The sequence below is a fragment of the Streptomyces sp. NPDC096324 genome (genome assembly GCF_044763015.1).
GTDB lineage: Bacteria > Actinomycetota > Actinomycetes > Streptomycetales > Streptomycetaceae > Streptomyces.
Genome location: NZ_JBIWFK010000010.1, coordinates 275,599 through 295,427 on the forward strand (window position 1 = coordinate 275,599; position 19,829 = coordinate 295,427).

The following is a 19,829-nucleotide window of genomic DNA, read 5'->3' on the forward strand; positions in this document are numbered from 1 at the left end:
GCGCGGGGGCGGCGGTTCCGCCCCCGCGCCGACCCCGCCCGGCCACCCGACAACCTTTGGAGTTCACATGCTGGAGCAGCGTTCCTTTCGCGACATCCTGGGCCGGTTCACCACCGGGGTCGTCCTGATCACCGCGCAGACGGAGACGGGTCCCGTGGGCATGGCCGTCAATTCCTTCACCTCCGTCTCCCTCGACCCGCCGTTGATCGCCCTGTGTGCGGCGTCCACGTCGACCACCTGGCCGGCGATCCGGGAGGCGGGGAGCTTCGCCGTGACCATCCTGGGCGGGCAGCACGCGCAGTTGTGCCGGACGTTCGCCACCAGGGGCGCCGACCGCTTCGGCGGCGGCGAGTGGGACTCCACCCGGGCCGGCCATCCCATACCCGCGGACGGTCTGGCCTGGCTGGACTGCCGTATCGCCACCATCCACCAGGCCGGCGACCACGAGCTCGTCATCGCCGACGCCGTCGAGGGCGCCGTCACCGACGGCGAGGGCCCGCTGGTCTTCCACGCCGGACGCTTCGCCGAACTGGTCGCCTGACCCGGGCCGCCGACGCCCGCCCCACCACCGGCCACGAGAAGGGCAGACCCGCGTGTCTTTGATCCAACCCTCGCGCGCGTTCCTGGCACCGGACCACGGTTCCGGTCAGGGCGAACTCTCCTACCTGCGCACCGCACCCCGTCACCTCGTCGACCGCAGCGCCATCGCCGACGTGCTGATCACCGACTGGCAGCGGACAGGCGCCGACACCTTCTTCCTCGGCGCCCAGTGGCCCCGGGGCCACGCCTTCTACGCGCCGATCGCCGGTACCTGGTACGACCCCCTGCTCGCGGCCGAATCCCTGAGACAGGCGTCCTTGCTGGTCGGCCAGACCTACTACGGGATCCCCCGCGGCCATCAGTGGATCATCGGCGAACTCGACATCGAGGTCGCCCCGGCCGCGCTCCTCCTGGGCAGCCGGCCGGCCGAGATCCGGTTGGAGGTGGCCCGCTCCCCCGACCCGGACTCGGCTCCCGGCGCGGGTGCGGAGCCGGACTCCGGTGCGGGTGCGGGTGCGGGGGCGGCGACGGTCATGACCGTGGAGGCCGAACTGCTGCGTGACGACGACGCCTTCGTCGGCGCCGGCCGCATCAGCCTCGACATCCTGTCGCCCGCCGCGTACGCCCGGCTGCGCGGGGACCGTCTCGGGCCGCCGTCGGGTCTGCCCCGGCTGCCCGAGGCCCTGCCGCCGCCCGTCGTGGGGCGCCTCGACGTCCGGGACGTGGTGCTCGGTGTCCCGGCCGCGCGCTCCGGCCGGGGCGGCCGCACCTGGCAGTTGCGGGTCGACCCCAGTCATCCGGCGCTCTTCGACCATCCCGTGGACCATGTGCCCGCGATGCTGCTCCTCGAGGCCGCCCGCCAGGCGGCTCAGGCGGTCTGCGCCCCGTACCGGGTTCTGCCCATCGAGGTGCGCAGCGCCTTCCACCACCCCGTGGAGCTGGACATCGCGTGCCACATCGCCGCGACCCCGCTCCCCCAGCAGGACGCGGCCGAGGACACGGCGGTCCGGGTGACCGCCTCCCAGAACGGCACCCTGGTGTTCGACAGTCTGGTGGTGGCGGCCCTGTGCGACTGACCTCGGCGAGGCGCCCTCTCCGCGTCGGGCGTGGGTCGCCGGGGCGCCTCGACGCCCCGCACGACGCCCGGGTTGCTCCGTACGGGTGAAGCCTGGGGATCCGCCGGTGGTCACGGGTGGCCGGCCGCGGGCCGGGTCGGCATTGTTGCCCCCGCCCGTTCGACCGTCGTCCCCGGAGGACTCCTCATGCTCGGTACAGACTTCAGCCTCGGATCGCCCAACTGGCTCGACCTCGGCAGCCCCGACACCGAGGCGGCCGCAGCGTTCTACAGCGCCGTCTTCGGCTGGCAGTTCGTCTCCGCCGGACCGGAGGCGGGCGGGTACGGGTTCTTCCAGATCGACGGGAAGACCGTCGCGGCGCTCGGACCGCTCACCCAGGACGGCGCCACGTCCGCCTGGATGATCCACTTCAAGGCCGATGACATCCAGGCGACGGTGTCGGCCGTGACCGCCGGAGGCGGCACCGTCCGGATGGAGCCCATGGACGTCATGGGTGAGGGCCACCTGGCACAGGCCACCGACCCGCAGGGCGCCGAGTTCGCGCTCTGGCAGCCCGGCAAGACGACCGGGCTGGGGATCGCCTCCGCCCCGAACACGCTGCTCTGGGCGGAGCTGCACGTCCCCGACCCCCTCGCCGCCATCGCCTTCTACGAGGGCCTGTTCGGCTGGCGCAGCCAGGACATGCAGGCTCCCGGCATGACGTACCGGGTGCTGAGCACCAAGGACGGCGACCAGCAGGACGCCTCCTTCGGCGGGGTCGCGCCGACGGGCGACGGCGAGGGTGAACGGCCGCGCTGGGTGCCGTACTTCTTCGCGGAGGACGCCGACGCCACGGCCGCGGCGGCCACGGCGAACGGCGGGTCCGTCCTGATGCCGGCGGCGGACGTCCCGGACGTCGGCAGGATCGCCTGGCTCGCGGACCCGTTCGGCGCGGCGTTCGCCCTGCTGAAGCCCGACCCGCGGATGTGACACCGCGGCGGGATGCCGGGCGTTCCACTCGGCCGCCCGGCACCGGCGCCGGTCGGTCAGGCGGCGCGGCACAGCGTCGCCCGACCGACCAGCGCCGGGACGCGGACCGCGGTCGCGGGTGCGGTCGCGGGTGCGGGGTGGACGGGACGGACGGCGGTCGCGTCCGGCGCGGAGGCGCGGCGGACGGCGACCGTCGCTTCCTGTGTGTTGCCGCGCGCGAAGACGACCAGACGCAGCGCCACGAACCGGGCGACGCCGGCTAGCGCGGAGGCGGACAGGTAGACGGCCTGTTCGAGCACGGCCCCGGGCGCCGCCAGCAGTAGATGCAGGACGACCATCGCCACGCAGGTCACCACGTACGTGGCCGCGGCGGACCCGGCCGACTGCACGTGCTGGCGCCAGGTCGCGCGTCCGCCCGCGCCGAAGGTGAAGCGAGCATGCAGTTCGGTGGCCAGGACGGTGGAAGCCGCCGTGATCAGGGCGTTGGCCAGGCCCCAGGGAATCCAGCGGGCGAGGGCCGCCACGGCGAAGCTGGAAGCGAGCCCCACTCCCCCACCGCAGAGCACGAAGCGAGCGAAGGCGGTGAAGGCACCAGGAGCGGCGGCCTGCCGCCGGCTCTGCGTCAATTCCATGATCCCCACCCCTTCGCCTGCCCGGTCGACCGCTCGACGGGACGCGTGCACCATCGTTTCTGATGCCGGAAACGCTACGTTGCATTCACATATCTAGCAACTCATTTATTGCATGGAATCGTCATAGCAGCAGGTGAATGACGATAAATTGTTGCAATGACAATGAGCGCAACGCAACAACCTGCATCACACACGTTGCAATGGAAGCGGGTGAACGCTACAGCGGGATGGCGTGTGGGTCTGCGGCTGAGCGGGGTCGGCGATACCCGCCCGGTTGTTCTGACCACCTGTTAGCGTGCGCGGGATGGAAGATCTTGGAGCCGTCATATGGCCGCCTGAGCCGATCAGAACCGAGCGCCTGATACTGCGTGCGTCCGAGACCCGGGACCGTGCGGTGTTCATCGAGCTGCTCGCCTCGCCGGAGGTGCACACCTACCTCGGCGGCCCCCGGCCTCGCGCCGAGCTCGAGCGCGAGACGCCTGAGGTGCCCGAGGGGTGGCCCGGGAGCTTCGTCGTCGAACTCGACGGGTCGATGATCGGCCAGGTCCTGCTCAGAAGGGCGACGGGGCACCAACGCCCGGCTGCCGCGGGGAAGGCCGACCTCGGCTACATGTTCCTGCCGCGGGCATGGGGATGCGGGTACGCCGCGGAGGCGTGCACGGCGGCGCTCGACTGGCTCGCGGAAGCGCTCCCCGGCAAGCCGGTGGTGCTCACCACCCAGACCGCCAACAGCGGCTCGATGCGTCTCGCGGCAAAGCTCGGGTTCGCGGAGGTGGAGCGATTCGAGGCCTGGGGCGCCGAGCAGTGGCTCGGCACGCGGCCACCAGTCGTGCCGGGCTGTTGAGCGCGTCCCGGTCGCGCAGCCGGGTTCTTTGGCAACGTGTGGTTTGCCCCTACGCCGAGGAGGCGCTCAGGGCTTGGTCAGGGCGCTCTCCAGCAGGGGAAGCAAGCGGTCCCAGTGGTGTTGCAGTGCCGCGGGGTCGAAGGCGTCGGTGTCGGCCATGGTGAAGCCGTGCACCGTTCCCGGGTAGATCTCGCAGGTGTGGTCCACGCCCGCCGCCTCCAATGCCTGGTCCAGCTCGCCGACGACCTCGGGTGTCATGTCGCTCTCGGCGATGCCGAGGTGGACCCGGGCGGTGAGCTCGGGGAAGAGGAGGTGCGGGCTGTCGGGGGCGTCGCTCATCAGCGGGCTCGGATGGAATCCGGCGAGGGCGGCGACCCGGCCGGGGTGCGCGGCCGCGGTGCGGAGCGCCACGTTGGCGCCCATGCAGTAGCCGATGACGCCGACCGGACCGGCGGCGACCTCGGGCTGTGCGGTGAGGAACCGGAGGTAGGCGTCGGCGTCGCGCAGGACGCGTTCGACGGAGTGAGCCTGGATCTGGGGCATCACCTGGGCGAAGACCGCGGGCCGGGCCTCCTGCGTGATGTGCTCGGGAAGGTCGAACACCGGTACCGGACCGTGCCGGTAGAAGATGTTGGGGACGAGGACGTAGTAGCCGTGCCCGGCCAGGTCGCGGGCCATCTCCTCCAGTACGGGCCGCACACCGAAGGCGTCCATGTACAGCAACACCCCCGGGTGCCGCTCGCCGTTGTCGGGGAAGGCGGCGAGGGCGTCGGCCCGGCCGTCCGGAGTGGGGATCTGTAGTGCCTTGACGACGGGAATGACGGATCTTCCTTCCTCGGACCGATGACCGGGGCGGGGCCGTCGGCGCACGCGGCCGCTGTCCGGCGAATCCCGGACAGCAGGATCGTCGTACCGGTTCACGGCCGGCCGGCTGCAACACCCCGGACGCTGCTGTCCGTTCATCCTAGGTGGGCACGGCCACGGCCGGGCGAACCGAAGAGATCTTCAGCGGGTCCCGTGCGTGTCGGTGAGGTCGCCCCGTAAGTGTCGGTGGGGTCACGGACGCGGTTGCGGGCTCTCCCGGGAGGGCCCGGGTCAGGCCGCCGCCTTTTCGAGCGGTTCCCCGACGGGTTCCGAACCGTCCTGGAGACCCTCCGTGATCGCGCGACGGGAGCCTAGCCACAGCACGGCGCCGGGGTGTCAGTGGCGCCCTGTACGTTGCGGTCATGGGCGTCTATCTGGTCAGTGTCTGTGCGGAGGACTGGTTCACCGAGGGCGAGGACGGGTGGGGAGACGTCGCCTCGGCACTGAACCACGAACTGCGGCAACGGGGGCTGCCGCCCTATGAATCGGTGCCCGGGGAACCGGACTTCGTGCGCGGTTCGGGGCAGGCCTTCGAGGAGAAATTGATTCCCTCGATGAACGGCTTCTGGGCACTGTGCCAGGCCCAACTGTCGCCGGAGGAAGAGGAGATCGCCTGCGGCTGGAACCTACTGGTGCCGTTCTCGCTCGACGAGACGATCACGCTGCCGGTCGAGTCCGGCTACGCGGACTCGACCCTCGTGGTCGGCGCCCCCCAGTTGCTGGCGATAGCGGAAAGACTGGCAGCGGCCATCGACCTCCCGGCCGAGACACCGGAAATGTGCGACAACCTCGATCTGACCATGTGGTTCAGGGACGGAGCAGCCCAAAGCCTGGCCGCTGTCCGACCGGGCCCCTGGAGCGATGACTTGGACACCGCCTTCTACGTCGCACTGTCTCTGCGCGCCGCCCAGCACTCGCTGCGCCGCGGCTGCCCGATGGCCTACTCCTGACCTCGGCACGGAGATACGCCGGGGTGCGCCTCCCGGCCTCCCGTGCCTCCTATGCCTCCCGCGACCTCAGGTCCTCGCAACGCGGGCGATGCGGTACAGCACGTTCGGACGCAGGGGTCCTTCGGGCGCGGTGGGGTCGTCGAAGTCGTCGGCCGGGTCCCGGGTCATGCCGATCCGGCGCATCACGGCCTGCGAGCGCGCGTTGGTGGCTGTGGTGACGGCGAGGATCTCGGGAAGCTCAAGGGTGTCGAAGCCGTGGGCCAGGACTGTCCGCGCGGCCTCGGTGGCGTACCCCTGTCCCCAGGCCGAGCGGGCGAGCCGCCAGCCGATCTCCACTCCGGTGAACGGCATGTCGTCGTCCACTTCGTCCAGGCCCGCGAAGCCGATGAACTCGCCCGTGGCCTTCACCTCGACCGCCCACCACCCGTAGCCCCGCTGGTCGAACTCGGCCTGGAAACAAGCGACGGAGGCATCGCTCTGCTCGCGGGTCAGCAGGTCACCCAAGTGCTCCCGTACCTCGGGATCGGCGTTCATGGCCGCCCACGGTTCAAGGTCGGAGTCGCGCCATCGGCGCAGGACAAGGCGGTCAGTATGCAGTTCAGCCATAGTGCCCAGCCAACGTGAGCTCTGCCCGCGAGGCAATCCCTTTTCCCTTCGGGTGGCACGACCACGCGAGAGGCTCGGATCGCTCCCAGCCGGAAGGCAGCAACCACCAAGGCGGCGCACTGACCCGGTGTCCGCACCGGCCTGCCGCGAAAGGGTCTGCGGATACGGGCATGCCGTAGTACTCCTGGGGAGTCCCAGTGATGCACCTCTACTCGCCTGGAGTCGTCGATGGCCGTTCGCCGTGTCGTGCCCAACGTTCAGTCGGAGGCAGTACAGGAGAACCGGGAGTTCTACGGCCTGCTGGGCTTCGAGGAGGTCATGAACCACGGCTGGATCATGACGCTCGCTTCCCCGTCCCATCCGACGGCGCAGGTCAGCTTCATGGCCGGTGACAAGACCGCGCCGGTCACGCCAGACATGAGTGTGGAGGTGGACGACGTGGACGCGGCCTACGCGGTCATGCGGGAGCGGGGCGCGGAGATCGTGCATCCCCTGCAGGACGAGGAATGGGGGGTGCGGCGGTTCTTCGTCCGGGACCCCAGCGGCCGGGTGGTCAACGTGCTGGGGCACCGTTGATGCCCCCACTGCCGGTGAAGGTGCTGGTCACCGCCACTCACACGGCACGCTCCATGCACAGCAGCCGATCCCGGTAGTCCCATGACTCGGTCACGGTGAAACCGAGCCGTTCGTACAGAGCGATGGCCCCAGTCCGCCATTTCCACACCGACAGACGCACGCTGCCCGTGCCGCTTTCGGCGGCGTGCGCGAGCGCGGCACCGAGCAGGCTCGACGCGATGCCCCGGCCCCGGAAATCCGGGTCCGTCCAGAGCCGCTTGATCTCCGACCGCCCGTCGGCGCGGGCGGTCACCACCAGACAGCCCACCGTGGTGCTCCCACGCAGCGCCACCAGCACGACGTCGTCGGCGAACGCGGTACTCGGGTCCGAGATCTCCGTCCGATACCGGTCCGGCAGCCCGGCCACATCGGCGACGGACTCACCCTTCTCGGCCTCCGTCCGCAGATGGTAGGCCGCCAGCAACGCGGCCAAACCGTCCTCGACGGACGGAGTTCGACCCGGCCGGCGGACGACGGAAACCTCGCCGTGATCACTCATGCCGTCAGCATCACACGCCACGAGCCAGGCTCTGTCGGCATGCGCCGTGCGTGCTCGCGTCGCCGGGTCGATGGGGTGGCGCGGCTACCGCCGGCGCACCGCGTAGGTCAGGTGTGTCACCCGCGACGACGGCTCCGAACGGATCTGCTCCAGCGCGACCCTGGACGCGTCCACGCCGTCGAACAGGCGGGTGCCGGAGCCGAACAGCACGGGTGACAGCGTGATCGAGAACTCGTCGATCAGGCCGGCGTTCAGGTGCTCCAGGATCGTCGCGCCGCCGCCGGCGATCCGCACGTCACGGTCACCGGCGGCCTCGCGGGCCTGGTCGAGGGCGTGCTCGATGCCGTCGTCGACGAAGTGGAAGGTGGTGCCACCCGGCCGTTCCCAGGGGTCACGCTTGGTGTGTGTCACGACGAAGACCGGGGTGTGGAAGGGCGCCTCCTCCGGCCATGACCGCTCGCCGAGGTCGAACATGCGCTTGCCCATGACGCTCGCGCCGGTGCGCTCGAACGTCTCCCGCGCGATGTCGTTGTCGCGCCCTTCCTCGCCGCCCTCGCCGAGCTTCAGGTTCTCCCGGAAGAACCGCAGCGGGAAGACCCACTGCTGCAGTTCCGTCCACTGCGCCATCCAGCGCTGGACCCGCGGGTCGTCCTGCTTCCCGGGCGCGAAGAGTTCATCCTCGACAGGCACGGGCTCGGGCGCGATGAAGCCGTCCAACGACATCGACACGCTGAAGAACACCTTCCCGGCCATCAGCCCTCAGCTCCCTTCCGCAGGGTCTCGGTGACGTAGGCCGCCAGGTTGCCCAGGGTCTGCCGGCCGCCCTCGATCGCGTGGTACTTCTCGATCGCCTCGTCGCGCAGTTCCTTGGTGGGGAACACCGTGCGCATCTCGATCCGGGTCGCCGTGCCGTCCGGCGCGAACGCGATGACCGATTCGAAGGCGTTCGGGTCGTCGCGGAACTCACCGTGCAGCAGCGCGATCCGCTCCGGCCGGGCGATCCGCACCCAGCGGATCCACTCGGAGTAGTCGGTCCCGTGCAGGACGAAGTCCCACTCGCCGCCCTCGCGGAACTCGAAGGACCGCGTGGTGGTGGTGAACCCCTCCGGACCCCACCACCGCGACAGATGCCGGACCTCGGTGAACGCTTCGAACACCAGCTCCCGTGGGGCGTCGATGACCCGGGAGATCACGATCTCCCGGTCGGCCGTCGTCGGCTCCGCCCGCGTTTCCTGCCCTGCCCCTGCCATGGGTCATTCCTCCTGCCGTGCCTGCTTGAGGTCCTGCACGTAGGCGTCCAGCCGGTCGAAGCTCTCGTTCCAGAACCGCTCGAAGCCGCCGGTCCACTCGTGGACCGGTCGCAGCCCGCGGGCGTCCAGGCCGTAGAGGCGCTGCTTGCCCGCCTTGCGGTCCCGCACCAGCCCGACCTCCCGGAGCACCCGCAGGTGCTTGGACGCCCCCGGCTGGGTCATCCCCAGCTCCTGCGCCAGTTCGGTCACCGGCCGCTCCCCCGCCCGCAGCAGCGCCAGGATGTCCCGGCGCTGCGGCTCGGCGATCGCGTTGAAGACGTCCGATGTCGTCGCTGCTCGTGCCATGGCAGCCATCGTATGCCCATATCGGCATGCGTCAAGCGGAGAGGAATCGAGGCGGTCGTGACGGGTGACGAGATCCGCCGCCCGTGCCGCGGGACCTGGCGGACGACCATTCGGCCGCTCCGGGTCTCGTTCCTACCCGGCCCGGAGGAACTCGCGCGCTCCGCGCAGCCGTGTGCGCACGAGCTGCTGGGTGGCCGTGCCGTCGAGGCGGACGTCCAGGGCCCCGGGCATGCGGGAGTCGGCTCGGCGCCCGGTGGGCAGTCGGCTTGCGTCGAGTCCGTCGCGTCGGGCGATCAGAACCCCGAGTTCGTGACGACTGAGGGCGTCCGTTCCGGCCAGGTGGAACGTACCGGCCTGATCGGACGCGGCGAGTTCCCGTACAGCGGACGCGAGGTCGTCGACATGTACCGGGCAGCGGATGTCGTCGGTGAACAGGACACCGTCGCGGGTACCGGCGACCAGGGCGTGGACCATGCGCTCGTGCGCGGATCCGCCGTGCCCGACGATCAACGACGTACGTACGATCGCGGCGGTCGGGGCCAGCAGCCGCACAGCGGTCTCGGCGGTGGCCTTTGCCGCGCCATAGGGGGTGAGGGGATCAGGCAGGCGGGCTTCGTCGTAGTGGATCCGGACACCGGAGAACACCGCGTCGCTGGAGACGTGGACCAGACGGCAACCGCGTTTCGCCGTGGCTGCCACCAGGTGGAAGGCGGCGTCGGCGGTGACCGTCCAGTCGCTTCCTCCGCTCGTCGCGTTGATGACGGCCAGGGGAACGACCTCTGCCAATACCTCATCGACCCGGCCAGGGGCGCGAAGGTCGAGCTCGTGCCACGTGACGCCGGGCAGGGTCCCCGGCCGGGAACAGTACGTCGCGGCCGTCTCCCAGCCCGCGGCAACTGCCTGACGCACAAGCTCCGTTCCCAGAAACCCGCTGCCGCCGACGACCAGGACTCTCATGGCTCCCAACGATAGGGCAGCGCTCATCCGCTCGGTCTGGTCGGCCGTGGGGTGGTCACTCCGCGGGGATATGGCAAGGCCACCACCGCCGGGACGACCGCGGGTTCACGGGGTTCTCGCGTCCTGGGTGGTCATGGCCAGCAGGACCAGGGCGTCGTGCTCGGCCGTGCCGGGCGGGGCCTGGTAGATCAGGACGCGCCGGCCGTCGCCGGCTGGGCTGAGCACCTCGTTGGCGAGGGTGACCGCGCCGATCACCGGGTGCTGGAACGCCGTCTGCCCGGCGCGCTTGACCCATACCTCGTGCCTGCGCCACAGGGCGGCGAACTCTTCGCTGGCCGCCACCAGTTCGGCGACCAGCGCGGCGGTCCGCTCCGGGGCGGTCAGTTCGGCGGTGTGCAGGTGCGCGACGCAGTTGCGGGCCACCCGGTCCCAGTCGGCGAAGAGAGTCCGCGCGGCCGCGTGCAGGAAGGTGTAGCGGATCGTGTTGCGCTGTCCGACCGGCCAGTCACCGAGCCCGGGCATGAGCGCGAAACCCTCCGGGTTCGCGGCCAGTACGTCGTTGACCTCGTCGAGTACGTACGCCGGACTGGGCCGGACCGACTCCAGGAGCAGGCGCAGGCCGGGGCCCGCCGGACGCGGCTCGGCCGGTCGGCGGCGGGGTGTCCGCCCGGCGACCTGGTCGGCGAGGCCGAGCAGATGGGCGTGCTCGTCGTCGGTCAGCCGCAGAGCACGCGCCAGCGCGTCCAGTACCGCGTCGCTCGGCGCCCTCTCCCGCCCCTGCTCGATCCGGATGTAGTAGTCCACGCTCACGCCGGCCAGCACGGCCAACTCCTCGCGCCGCAGCCCGGGTGTGCGCCGGACACCCGGCCCGGTGGGCAGCCCGACGTCGGCCGGGCCGATCCGCCCGCGCCGTATTCGTAGGAACTCGGCCATCACGTTCACGGCGTGAAGTCTGCCACCGGTCGGTCGCCCCAGGGTGGCCGTGTCACACCCAGGAACCACGCGGCCTTCCGGGAGTTGGGCCCGGCGGCGCAGCCTCGGACCATGACAGACACGATCATCATCGGCGGCGGCTCCGGTATGGGCCTCGCCCTCGCGCGGACTCTGCTGGCCCAGGAATTGGATGTGACGATCGTCGGCCGGTCCACGGACCGGCTCGCGAAGGCGAGGGCGGAACTGGAGCGTCCCGGACACGGGCGGATCAGCACGATCGCGGCCGACCTGGGGCGGGAGGAGGACGTGGCCGAACTGTTCGCCCGGGTGGAGCGAGTGGAGCACGTGGTGGTCACCGCGGCGGACGCCACCGGCGTGTACGGCCGGACCACCGACGTCCCCACCGCGACCGCACGGACCCTCGTGGACACCAAGCTGCTCGGTGCCTGGCTGATCGGCAAGTACGCGGCCGGACGGGTCACCGGCTCGATCACGTACACCTCGGGCATCAACGCCTACCGGCCCAACGGGTCGAACACCATCATGGCCGCGGCCAACGGCGCCCTCGCGTCACTCGCGTACGGGCTGGCGATCGAACTGGCGCCCGTCCGTGTGAACGTGGTCTCCCCCGGCTGGGTGGACACGCCCATCTGGGACCAGCTCGGCATGGACAAACAGGCCGCCTTCACGGAGCTGGCGGCACGGCTGCCCGCCCGCCGTATCGGCACCCCCGACGACATCGCGCAGGCGTTCCTCTCGGTGATGCGCAACGGCTTCATCACCGGAACCGTGCTGCACGTCGACGGAGGCCACCACATCACCTGACCCGCCACCTCGACCGGCCCGTCCCCGCACCGCAGCCCCCAAACCCGGCGCTACTCCTTGGCGGTGGCCGCCGTCACCGCGCGCACCCGTACTGCCGCACGTCCGGGCAGCGCGGTGGCGACGAGGACGAGGAGTCCGGCGACACCCACGACGGCGACGTACAGCAGCGGGGTGACGGCGGGGGCGGGGCGGCCGGTCATGCCGACGCTGAACGCGGTCAGGACCGCGAGGGCGATGCCGCTGCCGAGCACGGTGGCCAGGAGCAGCACCGACAGCGCCTCGGTCCGCAGCATGCGCATCACCTGCCGTCGGGTGGCCCCCGCGAGTCGGAGCAACGCGAACTCACGGACGCGTTCGGAGACCGAGATGGCGAGCGTGTTGACGACGGCGATGGCGGTGAAGACCAGGACCAGTCCCATGGACACGTAGGTGACCTCCGCGTTCGACTGCTGCCGCTGCGCCTGAAGGTGGTCGGCGGCCTGCGGGGAGACGACTCGGACACCGGGCAGATCACGCAGCGCGGTCACGATCTGCGGTCGCGAACGGGTCGTGCGGACAAGGACGGCTGCGGCGAGGGGATTGTCCACGTGGCGGGCCACCAGGTCGTGAGCGAAGGTGAGGTCCCCGAAGCCGAGCCCCCTGGCGTAGACGGCGGCGACGGTCAGCTCGGCCGGTGTGCCGTCGCCGAGGGTGAGCTTCAGGGTGCTGCCGGGCTTCAAGTGGAGCTGATCGGCGGCCAGTTCGCTCACCGCCACGGTGCGATCGGTGAGCCGGTCGAGGGAACCCGCGGTGACGCCCGGATCCCAGGTGCGGGTGAGTCCGGCCGGAGTGACGCCCTGCGCCGCGTACTTGTCGAGGCCGACCCGGACGGTCGTACGCACCACTTCGGTCGCCACATCGCCGTGCCCACGGAGTTCTCGGGCCGCCCCGGCCGGGACGCCCGGTCCGCCCGAAACGACGACCCAGTCCGCGCGCACGCCCTCACGAGCCTGGACGCGGGCGGCTTCGCCGAGGGTGGGCGTGACGAACAGGACCGTGCAGGTCATGCCGACGAGGAGGGTGAGAGGGGTGACGACAGCGGCCATACGGGCGGCGTTGCCGCGCAGGTTGGCCGTGGCCAGCCGGCCGCCCGGCCCGATGAGCCGCAGCGGGCCGCCGAACAGCAGCGTGGCCGCCTTGACCAGGAGCGGTCCCAGCAGGGCGACGGACGTGGACAGCACCACAACTGCCAGGAAGGTGACTGGTGTTGACGCGGGCTCCGTGTGCAGGGAAGTGAGTACGAGGACGAGGGCTGCGCCGCCGCCGAGCAGGAGGAGTCCCGCGACGACACGTCCCCAGGGGAGCCGCCCCGGCTCGGTGCGGGATTCGGCGAGCGCCTCGGCCGGCCGGATCCGGGCGATCCGGCGGGAGGCGACCCGGGCGGCGGCCCAGGCTCCGGCCACAGACGCGACGATGCCCGCGACGACGGGGAAGACACCGGCGGTGTGCCGAAGCGTCCCGGGGACGGCGCCCATGGCGACGAATCTACTGTGCAGCGCACTGCCCAACGGCAGCCCGAGCAGGGCACCCGTGAGACCGGCGACCCCGCCGACGATCAACGCCTCACGGCCCAAAAGGCCCCGGATCTGTCCCGGGCCGGCGGCGATGGCGCGGAGCAGGGCGAGTTCGCGGTGGCGCTGCTGCACGGTCAGGGCGAAGGTGCCGACGACCACGAGCACGGCCACCAGCAGCGAGGTGCCGCCCATGGCGCCACCGAGGCTCACCAGTCTGGTGCGGGCCGAGGCGGCGTCCAGGAACTCCACGGCGCCACGACCGTCCCCACTGCTGACCTGCGCATCGGTGCCGCGCAGCGCCCGCGTCACGGCGGAGCGCAACCGTCCGATGTCCGTACCCGGGTCGGGGAACACGCCGAACGCGGTGACAGACCCGGCACGGGCGGCCAGCCTGCGGGCTTCCGCGGTGGAGAAGAAGAGCGACGTCTGGTGCCGTACGTCCTTGGTCGGCGCGGCGATTCCGGAGACGCGGTAGCCGCGTGGCGCTTGAGTCGACTGAACCGTGAGCCGGTCGCCGACGGTCAAGCCGGCCCGCTCGGCGAGCCAGGAGTCGATGACGAGGTCGCTCGCCGCCCGCGGCGCACGGCCCGCGGCCAGGCGGTAGGGCGTCAGGGCGGCGGACTCCCAGGCATGCCCGTAGGCAGTGCGACCGCTCGTCCCGCCCGGCAGCAACGGCTGTGCGAGGAAGGTCAGTTCGGGCACGACCTGCGCGACGCCCGGGGCCTGCTCGAGCGTGCCTTCCAGACTCTCCGGGAGCCACGCCCGCTCAGCGATGGGCTTCGCCTTGTGCTTGACCTTGGTCTTGCCCTTCCTGTGTTCGACGGTGGTCCGGTGAACGTTCTGGTCGGCCGAGACCACGAGGGGGGTGGCGGCGTAGCGTTCGGTGCGGATCGTCCCGCGCAGTCCTGTCTCCAGGAGGGTGCCGCAGGCGGTGATCAGAGCGGCCGCGCACATCAGGGCGAGGAAGGCACCGAGGAATCCGGCCTTGCGGGCGCGGACCGACTTCAGGGCGTAGCGCAGCATCATGAGAGGTCGCTCCTCTTCGCGGTGGACGGAGTCATGGAGTGCGCGCCGCCGCGGTCCCGGACGTCGCGGTCGCTGTGGTCCTGCCGTCCGGTGGTTCCGGGTTCCTGTGCCATGCGTACACGGTCGTCTGTGCGCAGGGACCTGCGCACTGCGGTGGACCGGCGTCTATGGCGGGGGGTTAGCCCTACGCGGAGCTCCTCCGCGTACGCCGCCGCCCGTCGAGGAGGACCGGGTCTCTCCTCGACGGGCGGCGGCCTGCCCACGCGACCTACCGCCTACTGACGGCCTGACGGCCTGACGGCCGGGGCTCACTTCAGGTGGCGGGCGAGGAACCGGGCCGCGTCCTCCACCTCGAACCACGGGGTGCCGGCGTGGCCGCCCAGATTGGCGTGCAGGGTCTTCTCCTTGGCGCCGAAGGTGTCGAACAGGTCCAGGACCGGCTGCCGTTCCATCCCTTCGTCGTCCCACTGCATGAGGAACTGCAACGGAACGGTGATCCGTCGGGCGTCCTCGCGCAGGGTGTCGGGCACGAAGGTCTGGCCGAAGAAGACGGCGGCCGAGACGCGCGGATCGACCACCGCCAGCCGGATGCCGATGGCGACCATCCCCTCGTACCCGACCGGACCGTCGATCTCGGGCAGTGCGAGGAGGGCGTCCAGAGTGGTCCGCCATTCCGGGACCGCCCTCTCGACCAGCGGGACGATCATGGCGTCGAGGATCTCGTCTAGCGGCTCGCCGGCCTGCGCGGCCCGGCGGAGGTCGGCGCGGTACTGCTCGTCGACGGCGGAACGAGGCCGGTCACCGCACCCGGGGGCGTCGATGGCGGCCACCGCGAAGCCGTGCTGCGCGGCGTAGTACCGGGCCCGGGCCACCAGCCGGGGAAGCCGCTTGTGGAAGCCACCGGGGTGGCCGATCAGGATGAGCGGGGCGGGCGTGGATCCGGACGTCCACAGGACACCGGGAATCTCGCCGAGGGTGAACGCGCGCTCGAGGACGCCGTCGTCGAGGCGTTGTTCGGAAGCGAAGTGCATGGTCGTGCCTTTCGGGAGTGCTCTGGAACGGCGCTCCCGGACGACCTATCGCCCGACCGTGGCCCCAGAGGAGAGCACCCATGTCGATACTGCGTTCACGGGTACCACCTCCTCGTTCTCTCGCACGGCCTCCGGGAAAGTAGCAGCGGTCGCCGTGCTCCGCCAAACGGGTTTTCGGTGTGACGGCGGCTCCCCGGCGAGCCGCCGCATTTTCTCCACTCACAACTTCTCGACTCGCAGGTGCCCGTTCACAACTTCTCGACCGCCGCGAGAAGACGCTCCACCGCCTCGTCGACCGTGGAGCGGGGGCAGCCCAGGTTCACCCGCATATAGCCGTGGCCCTCGCTGCCGAACTTCTGGCCCTTGTCCAGCCACAGCCGCGCCCTGGTGAGCATGAACTTGTCCAGCGAGTCCGCGTCCATCCCCAGTCCCCGGCAGTCCATCCACGCCAGGTACAGGGAGTCGGTCGGCAGGACCCGCACCTTGGAGGTGGCGGAGTTGACCGCGTGCGCGAAGTGCGCGTGGTTGCCGCGCAGGTAGGTGAGCAACTCCGCCAGCCAGGGCTCACCGTGCGTGTAAGCCGCCTCGGCCGCGACCATGCCCAGCAGGTTGACCAGCGGGAACATGTTGCGGTCGTACTGGCGCTCCAGTTCCGCCCGCAGCCGGGGATCGGGCACGAAGACGTTGGCGCTCTGCAGGCCGGGAAGGTTGAACGTCTTGCTGGGAGCTGTGCAGGTGATGCTGTTGCGTGCGAACTCCTCGCCGAGCGAGGCGAAAGGGATGTGCCGGCGCTCCGGGTCGAGGATGAGGTCCTGGTGGACTTCGTCGGAGACGACCAGGACGCCGTGCCGGGCGCAGATCTCGCCCATGGTCCGCAGTTCGTCCTCCGTCCACACGTTGCCGGTGGGATTGTGCGGGTGGCTGAGGATGAACACCTTGGTGTCGGGACGGATGGCGGCTTCGAAGGTGCGGGCGTCGAACTCGTAGCCGTCGTCGGTCCGTCGCAGCGGTGCGAACGCGAGGTGGCGGCCGTTCAGCAGGACGTCCTCGTGGAAATGGACGTAGACCGGAGGCTGGATGAGGACCGAGTCGCCGGGCGCGGAGAACGCCTGCACGACGGTCTTGAGCGTGGTGATGATTCCGGCGGTCTGCACCACCCACTCCCGGGGGACCTCCCAGCCGAACCGCTTGGCCTGCCAGCCGGTCACGGCGTCGACGTAGCTCTCGGTCGCGCCACCGGGATACCCGAAGACGCCGTATTCCACGGCCTCGTGGAGCGCGTCGATCACGGCCTGGGGCGCCCTGAAATCGGTGTCGGCGACCCACATCGGCAACGGGTCGGCCGCGATCTCGTCCGCCGTCAGGAACTGTTGGGCAGTGGCCCATTTCAGGGAGTTGCTGTGCCTGCGGTCGACGACGACGTCGAAGATCGATCCGGTTCCGGCCCCAGGGGCGTTCCGCGGTGTCCGGCGGTGTGGGGCGGTGTCAGGTGCCATGGCTGGATGCTAGTCACGGCGGCGGGCATACGGTTTGCGAATTTTGCCCACCCCGCGGTCAGAGGGTGAGGAGCTCCTCGTGGAAGCCGCCGAACTCCCGCCCTCGGTCGACGAGATGGATCTCCAGGATCCAGTGGCAGGTGCGGCCCGCCTTGTCGGTGCGGCGCAGGGGGGTGTCGTTGGCGGAGGCGACGTACGACTCCACGTCCGCGCCGTCGATCCACTCGTGCGGGAACTCGCCCACCAGATGCCCGGCGTGCCAGCCGCCCAGCTCCCACCCGGCCTCGGCGGCCCGTCGCTCGACCTCGGCGTACAACTGCCTGCCGGTGATGTCGGGGGTGTCGGCGAAGTGCCGCTTCCCGGCGTCGAAGATCCGGGGCAGGTCGTCGCGCAGCCGGTGCTTGACCGGGTCGTCGCCGAGGACGAACGTGCGACCGAAGTCGGCCTCGTACTCCTCGAAGATGGGCCCGAAGTCGGCGAACACGATGTCGTCCGAGTCGAGCACCCGGTCCGGCGGGTTCTCCTTGTAGGGCTTCAGAGTGTTCGGGCCTGAGCGCACGATCCGCTTGTGCCAGTGCCGGGTGGTGCCGAAGAGCTCGTTCGCGAGGTCACGAACCTGGTCGCTGACCGCCCGCTCGCCCTGCCCCGGCGCCACCAGTCCGCGCTTCTCGATCTCCGCGAAGAGCCGCTCGGCCTTCGCCTGCGCGTCCAACAGCCGTGCCGCGCGCGTCTGTTCGTCATGAGCCATAACACGGAAGGTACGGTGCGCTGCACTTTCGAGTCAATCACATTGAACCCCGGCTCAGTGCCACCCACCCGGCCCGGCACGGCCCCGCCGCGCCGGACTCCCTCGACCTCGACCTCGACCGTGCCGGCGATCTCCACCCCGTGCAGGCGTCCCTCGCAACGCCGGTTCAGCCCTCTGCTTTGATCTTCTTCATGGTGAGGTGAGAGGTGAGGCGCAGCACGGCGGGCAGGCCGCTGAGCTTGCCGGTGAGGAAGGACTCGTAGGCGGCGTGGTCGGCGACGGCGACGCGGATGAAGTAGTCGGGGCGGCCGTACATGCGTCGGAACTCGATGACCTCGCCGTAGGAGGAGACGGTCGTCTCGAACTCCTCGAAACTCCTGCGGTCCTGGGCGGAGATCTCGACGTCGACGAGGACCTCGAGCTCGCGCCCCGTGACCGCGGGGTCGACGACGGCCCGATAGCCGGTGATGACACCCGCCTCCTCCAGGCGCTTGACGCGGCGCAGGCAGGGCCGGCGGCGTCAGGCCGACCCGCTTGGCGAGCTCGACGTTGGTAAGCCGACCGTCCTGACGTAGGTGAAACAAGATTTCACGATCGGTCGCATCAAGGCTTACTTCATTGCTCAACGTCTGATCATAGAGCCATGATACGTAACCATATGAGTCGCATATTCTTCTAAAATGTCTTTATGCGAATACGTCCTGCCGCCGTCGCCGCACCCTCTCCGCCGGACGAAACACTGTCCGATGCCCGGGCCGCGCTCCGGGACTCGACCGCTGTCGGCCTGGGGTTCGTTCCGCTCGGCCTGGCCTTCGGGGCGCTCTGCGTTCAGTCCGGTCTGGACTGGTGGTGGGCGGGCCTGTCCGCCGCGCTCGTTTTCGGAGGCTCGTTCGAGTTCCTGCTGATCGGCCTGGTCGTTGCCATGACTCCGCCGGCGTCGATCGCCATCGCAGCCTTCATGGTGAACGTCCGGCACGTCTTCTACGGGTTGTCCTTTCCCCTGCATCGGGTGAGGGGACGCCTCGGCAGGACGTACAGCACCTTCGCGCTCTGACGAGGCATACGCACTGACCAGCGGCGAGCAGGCCCGTTCCTGGTCCAGTCCGCGCATTCTGTCGCTCCAGTTCCTGCTGCACCTGTACTGGGCCGGGAGCGCGACCGTCGGAGCCCTCCTCGGCTCCCTCATCCCAGCCGGCGTCACCGGCCTGGACTTCGCCCTGACCGCACTGTTCGCCGTCCTGGCGCTCGACGCCGTCCGCGATCTCCGCGGCGATCTGCCCACCCCGCTCCTCGCCCTGCTGAGCGCCCTGGCCGCCCGCCTCGTCTTCCCCGGTCAGATGCTGCCGGTCGCCTTTGCCTTGTTCACCGCCGGACTCCTGGCCCGTCACCTCACCACGCACGGGGAGCCGCACCATGCCTGACACCACCTACGCCGTCGCCGCGATCGCCGTCGCCGCCGCCGTCACCTGGGCGCTGCGTACCCTGCCGTTCGCCGCGCTCGCCCCGCTGCGCGCCAGCAGCGCCGTGCGGTACCTCAGCACCCGCATGCCCGCCGGAGTCATGATCATCCTGGTGGTCTACTGCCTCCAGGACCTCCCGGTGACCGAGGCTCGCGCCATGGCCCCCGTCGCCGCGCTCGCCACCACCATCGGCCTGCACCTGTGGCGCCGTAACGCCTTGCTCAGCATCCTCGGCGGTACCGCTGTCCACGTCATCCTGACCAGCACGGTCTTTGCCCGTTAGAGGTCCGGCTCCTTGGCCGTCGCAACCACACGGGCGGCCGCGGCCGTCGCCGGCCGCCGCCTCGACCTGACGATCCGCCTGCCCCGACAGCCGCAAGGCCCGTGGACCGGCCTCGACGGACCGTCGTCTTCGGCCCGACGGGCCAGGGGCTCACCAGCCGCGTGCTGCACGACATCGACGAACCCGTCAGCCACGCCGAAAGGATCCTCACTGTCCGCCCCCTGTAGGCCGGTTCAGTCACAACGCTGATTCAAGGCCCGTCCGAGCTGACGGTCGGCCTCGCGTGCGGTGATCGGCTGCCGTTCGAGACGGCCGTCCTCGAACGAT

22 protein-coding genes and 2 pseudogenes are annotated in these 19,829 nt (G+C 70.5%); 10 read left to right on the forward strand and 14 right to left on the reverse strand.

The annotated features are described in order from the left end of the window. Positions 1–67: 67 nt before the first annotated feature. The 3 genes from ACIQ7M_RS28330 to ACIQ7M_RS28340 all read left to right on the forward strand — a co-directional run bounded on the left by ACIQ7M_RS28330 (position 68) and on the right by ACIQ7M_RS28340 (position 2,585). Positions 68–541 (forward strand): flavin reductase family protein, encoded by a 474-nt coding sequence (locus tag ACIQ7M_RS28330; RefSeq protein WP_386988730.1) that lies wholly within the window; start codon positions 68–70, stop codon positions 539–541. Between the two features lie 52 nt (positions 542–593). Then, positions 594–1,616 carry a ScbA/BarX family gamma-butyrolactone biosynthesis protein gene (locus ACIQ7M_RS28335; protein ID WP_403649620.1) on the forward strand — a complete coding sequence of 341 codons (1,023 nt, stop codon included), beginning with the start codon at positions 594–596 and terminating at the stop codon, positions 1,614–1,616. 186 nt (positions 1,617–1,802) lie between these two features. Beyond that, a complete protein-coding gene (locus tag ACIQ7M_RS28340) occupies positions 1,803–2,585 on the forward strand; it encodes a VOC family protein (RefSeq protein WP_386988736.1) in 783 nt (260 codons plus the stop codon). Between the two features lie 56 nt (positions 2,586–2,641). Here the strand turns inward: ACIQ7M_RS28340 and ACIQ7M_RS28345 are convergent, their stop codons facing one another. Next, positions 2,642–3,217 carry a hypothetical protein gene (locus ACIQ7M_RS28345; protein WP_403649623.1) on the reverse strand — a complete coding sequence of 192 codons (576 nt, stop codon included), beginning with the start codon at positions 3,215–3,217 and terminating at the stop codon, positions 2,642–2,644. Positions 3,218–3,521: 304 nt separating this feature from the next. On the opposite strand from ACIQ7M_RS28345, the gene ACIQ7M_RS28350 reads away from it, so the two are divergent. Beyond that, the gene (locus ACIQ7M_RS28350; RefSeq protein ID WP_403649626.1) at positions 3,522–4,061 is read left to right on the forward strand and encodes a GNAT family N-acetyltransferase; all 540 of its coding nucleotides are present in this window, start codon (positions 3,522–3,524) and stop codon (positions 4,059–4,061) included. 66 nt (positions 4,062–4,127) lie between these two features. Here ACIQ7M_RS28350 and ACIQ7M_RS28355 read toward each other — a convergent pair whose 3' ends face one another. Continuing rightward, positions 4,128–4,880 (reverse strand): dienelactone hydrolase family protein, encoded by a 753-nt coding sequence (locus tag ACIQ7M_RS28355; RefSeq protein ID WP_403649755.1) that lies wholly within the window; start codon positions 4,878–4,880, stop codon positions 4,128–4,130. 407 nt (positions 4,881–5,287) lie between these two features. Here ACIQ7M_RS28355 and ACIQ7M_RS28360 point away from each other — a divergent pair, with 407 nt between their 5' ends. Continuing rightward, on the forward strand, positions 5,288–5,875 hold the full coding sequence (locus tag ACIQ7M_RS28360; RefSeq protein ID WP_403649629.1) for a hypothetical protein: 588 nt from the start codon (positions 5,288–5,290) through the stop codon (positions 5,873–5,875). Between the two features lie 66 nt (positions 5,876–5,941). On the opposite strand, the gene ACIQ7M_RS28365 is transcribed toward ACIQ7M_RS28360, so the two are convergent. Beyond that, positions 5,942–6,481, reverse strand: coding sequence for a GNAT family N-acetyltransferase (locus ACIQ7M_RS28365; protein ID WP_403649632.1), 540 nt, complete (start codon positions 6,479–6,481; stop codon positions 5,942–5,944). 228 nt (positions 6,482–6,709) lie between these two features. Between ACIQ7M_RS28365 and ACIQ7M_RS28370 the strand changes: the two genes are divergently transcribed. Then, the gene (locus ACIQ7M_RS28370) at positions 6,710–7,057 is read left to right on the forward strand and encodes a VOC family protein (RefSeq protein WP_403649635.1); all 348 of its coding nucleotides are present in this window, start codon (positions 6,710–6,712) and stop codon (positions 7,055–7,057) included. A 37-nt stretch (positions 7,058–7,094) separates the two neighbouring features. Here ACIQ7M_RS28370 and ACIQ7M_RS28375 read toward each other — a convergent pair whose 3' ends face one another. From ACIQ7M_RS28375 to ACIQ7M_RS28400, 6 genes are all read right to left on the reverse strand, one after another. Then, a complete protein-coding gene (locus ACIQ7M_RS28375) occupies positions 7,095–7,595 on the reverse strand; it encodes a GNAT family N-acetyltransferase (RefSeq protein ID WP_403649639.1) in 501 nt (166 codons plus the stop codon). 84 nt (positions 7,596–7,679) lie between these two features. Beyond that, entirely contained in the window at positions 7,680–8,348 is a 669-nt protein-coding gene (locus ACIQ7M_RS28380; RefSeq protein ID WP_386985487.1) for a dihydrofolate reductase family protein, read from the reverse strand. Beyond that, positions 8,348–8,845, reverse strand: a complete 498-nt coding sequence (locus ACIQ7M_RS28385; protein ID WP_403649642.1) for an SRPBCC family protein — start codon at positions 8,843–8,845, stop codon at positions 8,348–8,350. The genes ACIQ7M_RS28380 and ACIQ7M_RS28385 overlap by 1 nt, the downstream gene beginning before the upstream one ends. 3 nt (positions 8,846–8,848) lie before the next feature. After that, entirely contained in the window at positions 8,849–9,190 is a 342-nt protein-coding gene (locus tag ACIQ7M_RS28390; RefSeq protein ID WP_403649645.1) for an ArsR/SmtB family transcription factor, read from the reverse strand. 132 nt (positions 9,191–9,322) lie between these two features. Further along, positions 9,323–10,147 (reverse strand): SDR family oxidoreductase, encoded by an 825-nt coding sequence (locus tag ACIQ7M_RS28395; RefSeq protein ID WP_403649648.1) that lies wholly within the window; start codon positions 10,145–10,147, stop codon positions 9,323–9,325. Between the two features lie 105 nt (positions 10,148–10,252). Beyond that, a complete protein-coding gene (locus tag ACIQ7M_RS28400; RefSeq protein WP_403649758.1) occupies positions 10,253–11,080 on the reverse strand; it encodes a helix-turn-helix domain-containing protein in 828 nt (275 codons plus the stop codon). A 111-nt stretch (positions 11,081–11,191) separates the two neighbouring features. On the opposite strand from ACIQ7M_RS28400, the gene ACIQ7M_RS28405 reads away from it, so the two are divergent. Then, positions 11,192–11,905 (forward strand): SDR family oxidoreductase, encoded by a 714-nt coding sequence (locus ACIQ7M_RS28405; RefSeq protein ID WP_403649651.1) that lies wholly within the window; start codon positions 11,192–11,194, stop codon positions 11,903–11,905. A 50-nt stretch (positions 11,906–11,955) separates the two neighbouring features. Here the strand turns inward: ACIQ7M_RS28405 and ACIQ7M_RS28410 are convergent, their stop codons facing one another. From ACIQ7M_RS28410 to ACIQ7M_RS28430, 5 genes and pseudogenes are all read right to left on the reverse strand, one after another. Next, complete coding sequence (locus tag ACIQ7M_RS28410; RefSeq protein ID WP_403649654.1) at positions 11,956–14,484, reverse strand: ABC transporter permease; 2,529 nt, start codon at positions 14,482–14,484, stop codon at positions 11,956–11,958. A 308-nt stretch (positions 14,485–14,792) separates the two neighbouring features. Beyond that, on the reverse strand, positions 14,793–15,515 hold the full coding sequence (locus tag ACIQ7M_RS28415; RefSeq protein WP_403649658.1) for an alpha/beta hydrolase: 723 nt from the start codon (positions 15,513–15,515) through the stop codon (positions 14,793–14,795). A gap of 248 nt (positions 15,516–15,763) precedes the next feature. Continuing rightward, positions 15,764–17,011: a MalY/PatB family protein gene (locus ACIQ7M_RS28420; protein WP_389842044.1), complete on the reverse strand. Its 1,248-nt coding sequence runs from the start codon at positions 17,009–17,011 to the stop codon at positions 15,764–15,766. A 58-nt stretch (positions 17,012–17,069) separates the two neighbouring features. Continuing rightward, complete coding sequence (locus tag ACIQ7M_RS28425) at positions 17,070–17,759, reverse strand: M24 family metallopeptidase (protein WP_403649661.1); 690 nt, start codon at positions 17,757–17,759, stop codon at positions 17,070–17,072. Between the two features lie 166 nt (positions 17,760–17,925). Next, positions 17,926–18,343: pseudogene (locus tag ACIQ7M_RS28430) on the reverse strand (Lrp/AsnC family transcriptional regulator). Between the two features lie 104 nt (positions 18,344–18,447). Between ACIQ7M_RS28430 and ACIQ7M_RS28435 the strand changes: the two are divergent. The 3 genes and pseudogenes from ACIQ7M_RS28435 to ACIQ7M_RS28445 all read left to right on the forward strand — a co-directional run. Further along, positions 18,448–18,813 carry an AzlC family ABC transporter permease gene (locus ACIQ7M_RS28435; RefSeq protein WP_403649664.1) on the forward strand — a complete coding sequence of 122 codons (366 nt, stop codon included), beginning with the start codon at positions 18,448–18,450 and terminating at the stop codon, positions 18,811–18,813. Positions 18,814–19,172: 359 nt separating this feature from the next. Next, positions 19,173–19,502, forward strand: a complete 330-nt coding sequence (locus ACIQ7M_RS28440) for a branched-chain amino acid transporter permease (RefSeq protein ID WP_403649667.1) — start codon at positions 19,173–19,175, stop codon at positions 19,500–19,502. 60 nt (positions 19,503–19,562) lie between these two features. Next, positions 19,563–19,729 (forward strand): annotated as a pseudogene (locus tag ACIQ7M_RS28445) (thioesterase family protein); the annotation flags it as partial. Between the last annotated feature and the right edge of the window lie 100 nt (positions 19,730–19,829).

Coding starts and splice junctions, on each gene's coding strand:
- ACIQ7M_RS28390 (WP_403649645.1), bottom strand. CDS start 9,190: ATGGCACGAGCAGCGACGACATCGGACGTCTTCAACGCGATCGCCGAG.
- ACIQ7M_RS28405 (WP_403649651.1), top strand. CDS start 11,192: ATGACAGACACGATCATCATCGGCGGCGGCTCCGGTATGGGCCTCGCC.
- ACIQ7M_RS28330 (WP_386988730.1), top strand. CDS start 68: ATGCTGGAGCAGCGTTCCTTTCGCGACATCCTGGGCCGGTTCACCACC.
- ACIQ7M_RS28380 (WP_386985487.1), bottom strand. CDS start 8,348: ATGGCCGGGAAGGTGTTCTTCAGCGTGTCGATGTCGTTGGACGGCTTC.
- ACIQ7M_RS28385 (WP_403649642.1), bottom strand. CDS start 8,845: ATGGCAGGGGCAGGGCAGGAAACGCGGGCGGAGCCGACGACGGCCGAC.
- ACIQ7M_RS28415 (WP_403649658.1), bottom strand. CDS start 15,515: ATGCACTTCGCTTCCGAACAACGCCTCGACGACGGCGTCCTCGAGCGC.
- ACIQ7M_RS28360 (WP_403649629.1), top strand. CDS start 5,288: ATGGGCGTCTATCTGGTCAGTGTCTGTGCGGAGGACTGGTTCACCGAG.
- ACIQ7M_RS28435 (WP_403649664.1), top strand. CDS start 18,448: ATGCGAATACGTCCTGCCGCCGTCGCCGCACCCTCTCCGCCGGACGAA.
- ACIQ7M_RS28350 (WP_403649626.1), top strand. CDS start 3,522: ATGGAAGATCTTGGAGCCGTCATATGGCCGCCTGAGCCGATCAGAACC.
- ACIQ7M_RS28340 (WP_386988736.1), top strand. CDS start 1,803: ATGCTCGGTACAGACTTCAGCCTCGGATCGCCCAACTGGCTCGACCTC.
- ACIQ7M_RS28410 (WP_403649654.1), bottom strand. CDS start 14,484: ATGATGCTGCGCTACGCCCTGAAGTCGGTCCGCGCCCGCAAGGCCGGA.
- ACIQ7M_RS28395 (WP_403649648.1), bottom strand. CDS start 10,147: ATGAGAGTCCTGGTCGTCGGCGGCAGCGGGTTTCTGGGAACGGAGCTT.
- ACIQ7M_RS28425 (WP_403649661.1), bottom strand. CDS start 17,759: ATGGCTCATGACGAACAGACGCGCGCGGCACGGCTGTTGGACGCGCAG.
- ACIQ7M_RS28375 (WP_403649639.1), bottom strand. CDS start 7,595: ATGAGTGATCACGGCGAGGTTTCCGTCGTCCGCCGGCCGGGTCGAACT.
- ACIQ7M_RS28420 (WP_389842044.1), bottom strand. CDS start 17,011: ATGGCACCTGACACCGCCCCACACCGCCGGACACCGCGGAACGCCCCT.
- ACIQ7M_RS28365 (WP_403649632.1), bottom strand. CDS start 6,481: ATGGCTGAACTGCATACTGACCGCCTTGTCCTGCGCCGATGGCGCGAC.
- ACIQ7M_RS28345 (WP_403649623.1), bottom strand. CDS start 3,217: ATGGAATTGACGCAGAGCCGGCGGCAGGCCGCCGCTCCTGGTGCCTTC.
- ACIQ7M_RS28440 (WP_403649667.1), top strand. CDS start 19,173: ATGCCTGACACCACCTACGCCGTCGCCGCGATCGCCGTCGCCGCCGCC.
- ACIQ7M_RS28400 (WP_403649758.1), bottom strand. CDS start 11,080: ATGGCCGAGTTCCTACGAATACGGCGCGGGCGGATCGGCCCGGCCGAC.
- ACIQ7M_RS28370 (WP_403649635.1), top strand. CDS start 6,710: ATGGCCGTTCGCCGTGTCGTGCCCAACGTTCAGTCGGAGGCAGTACAG.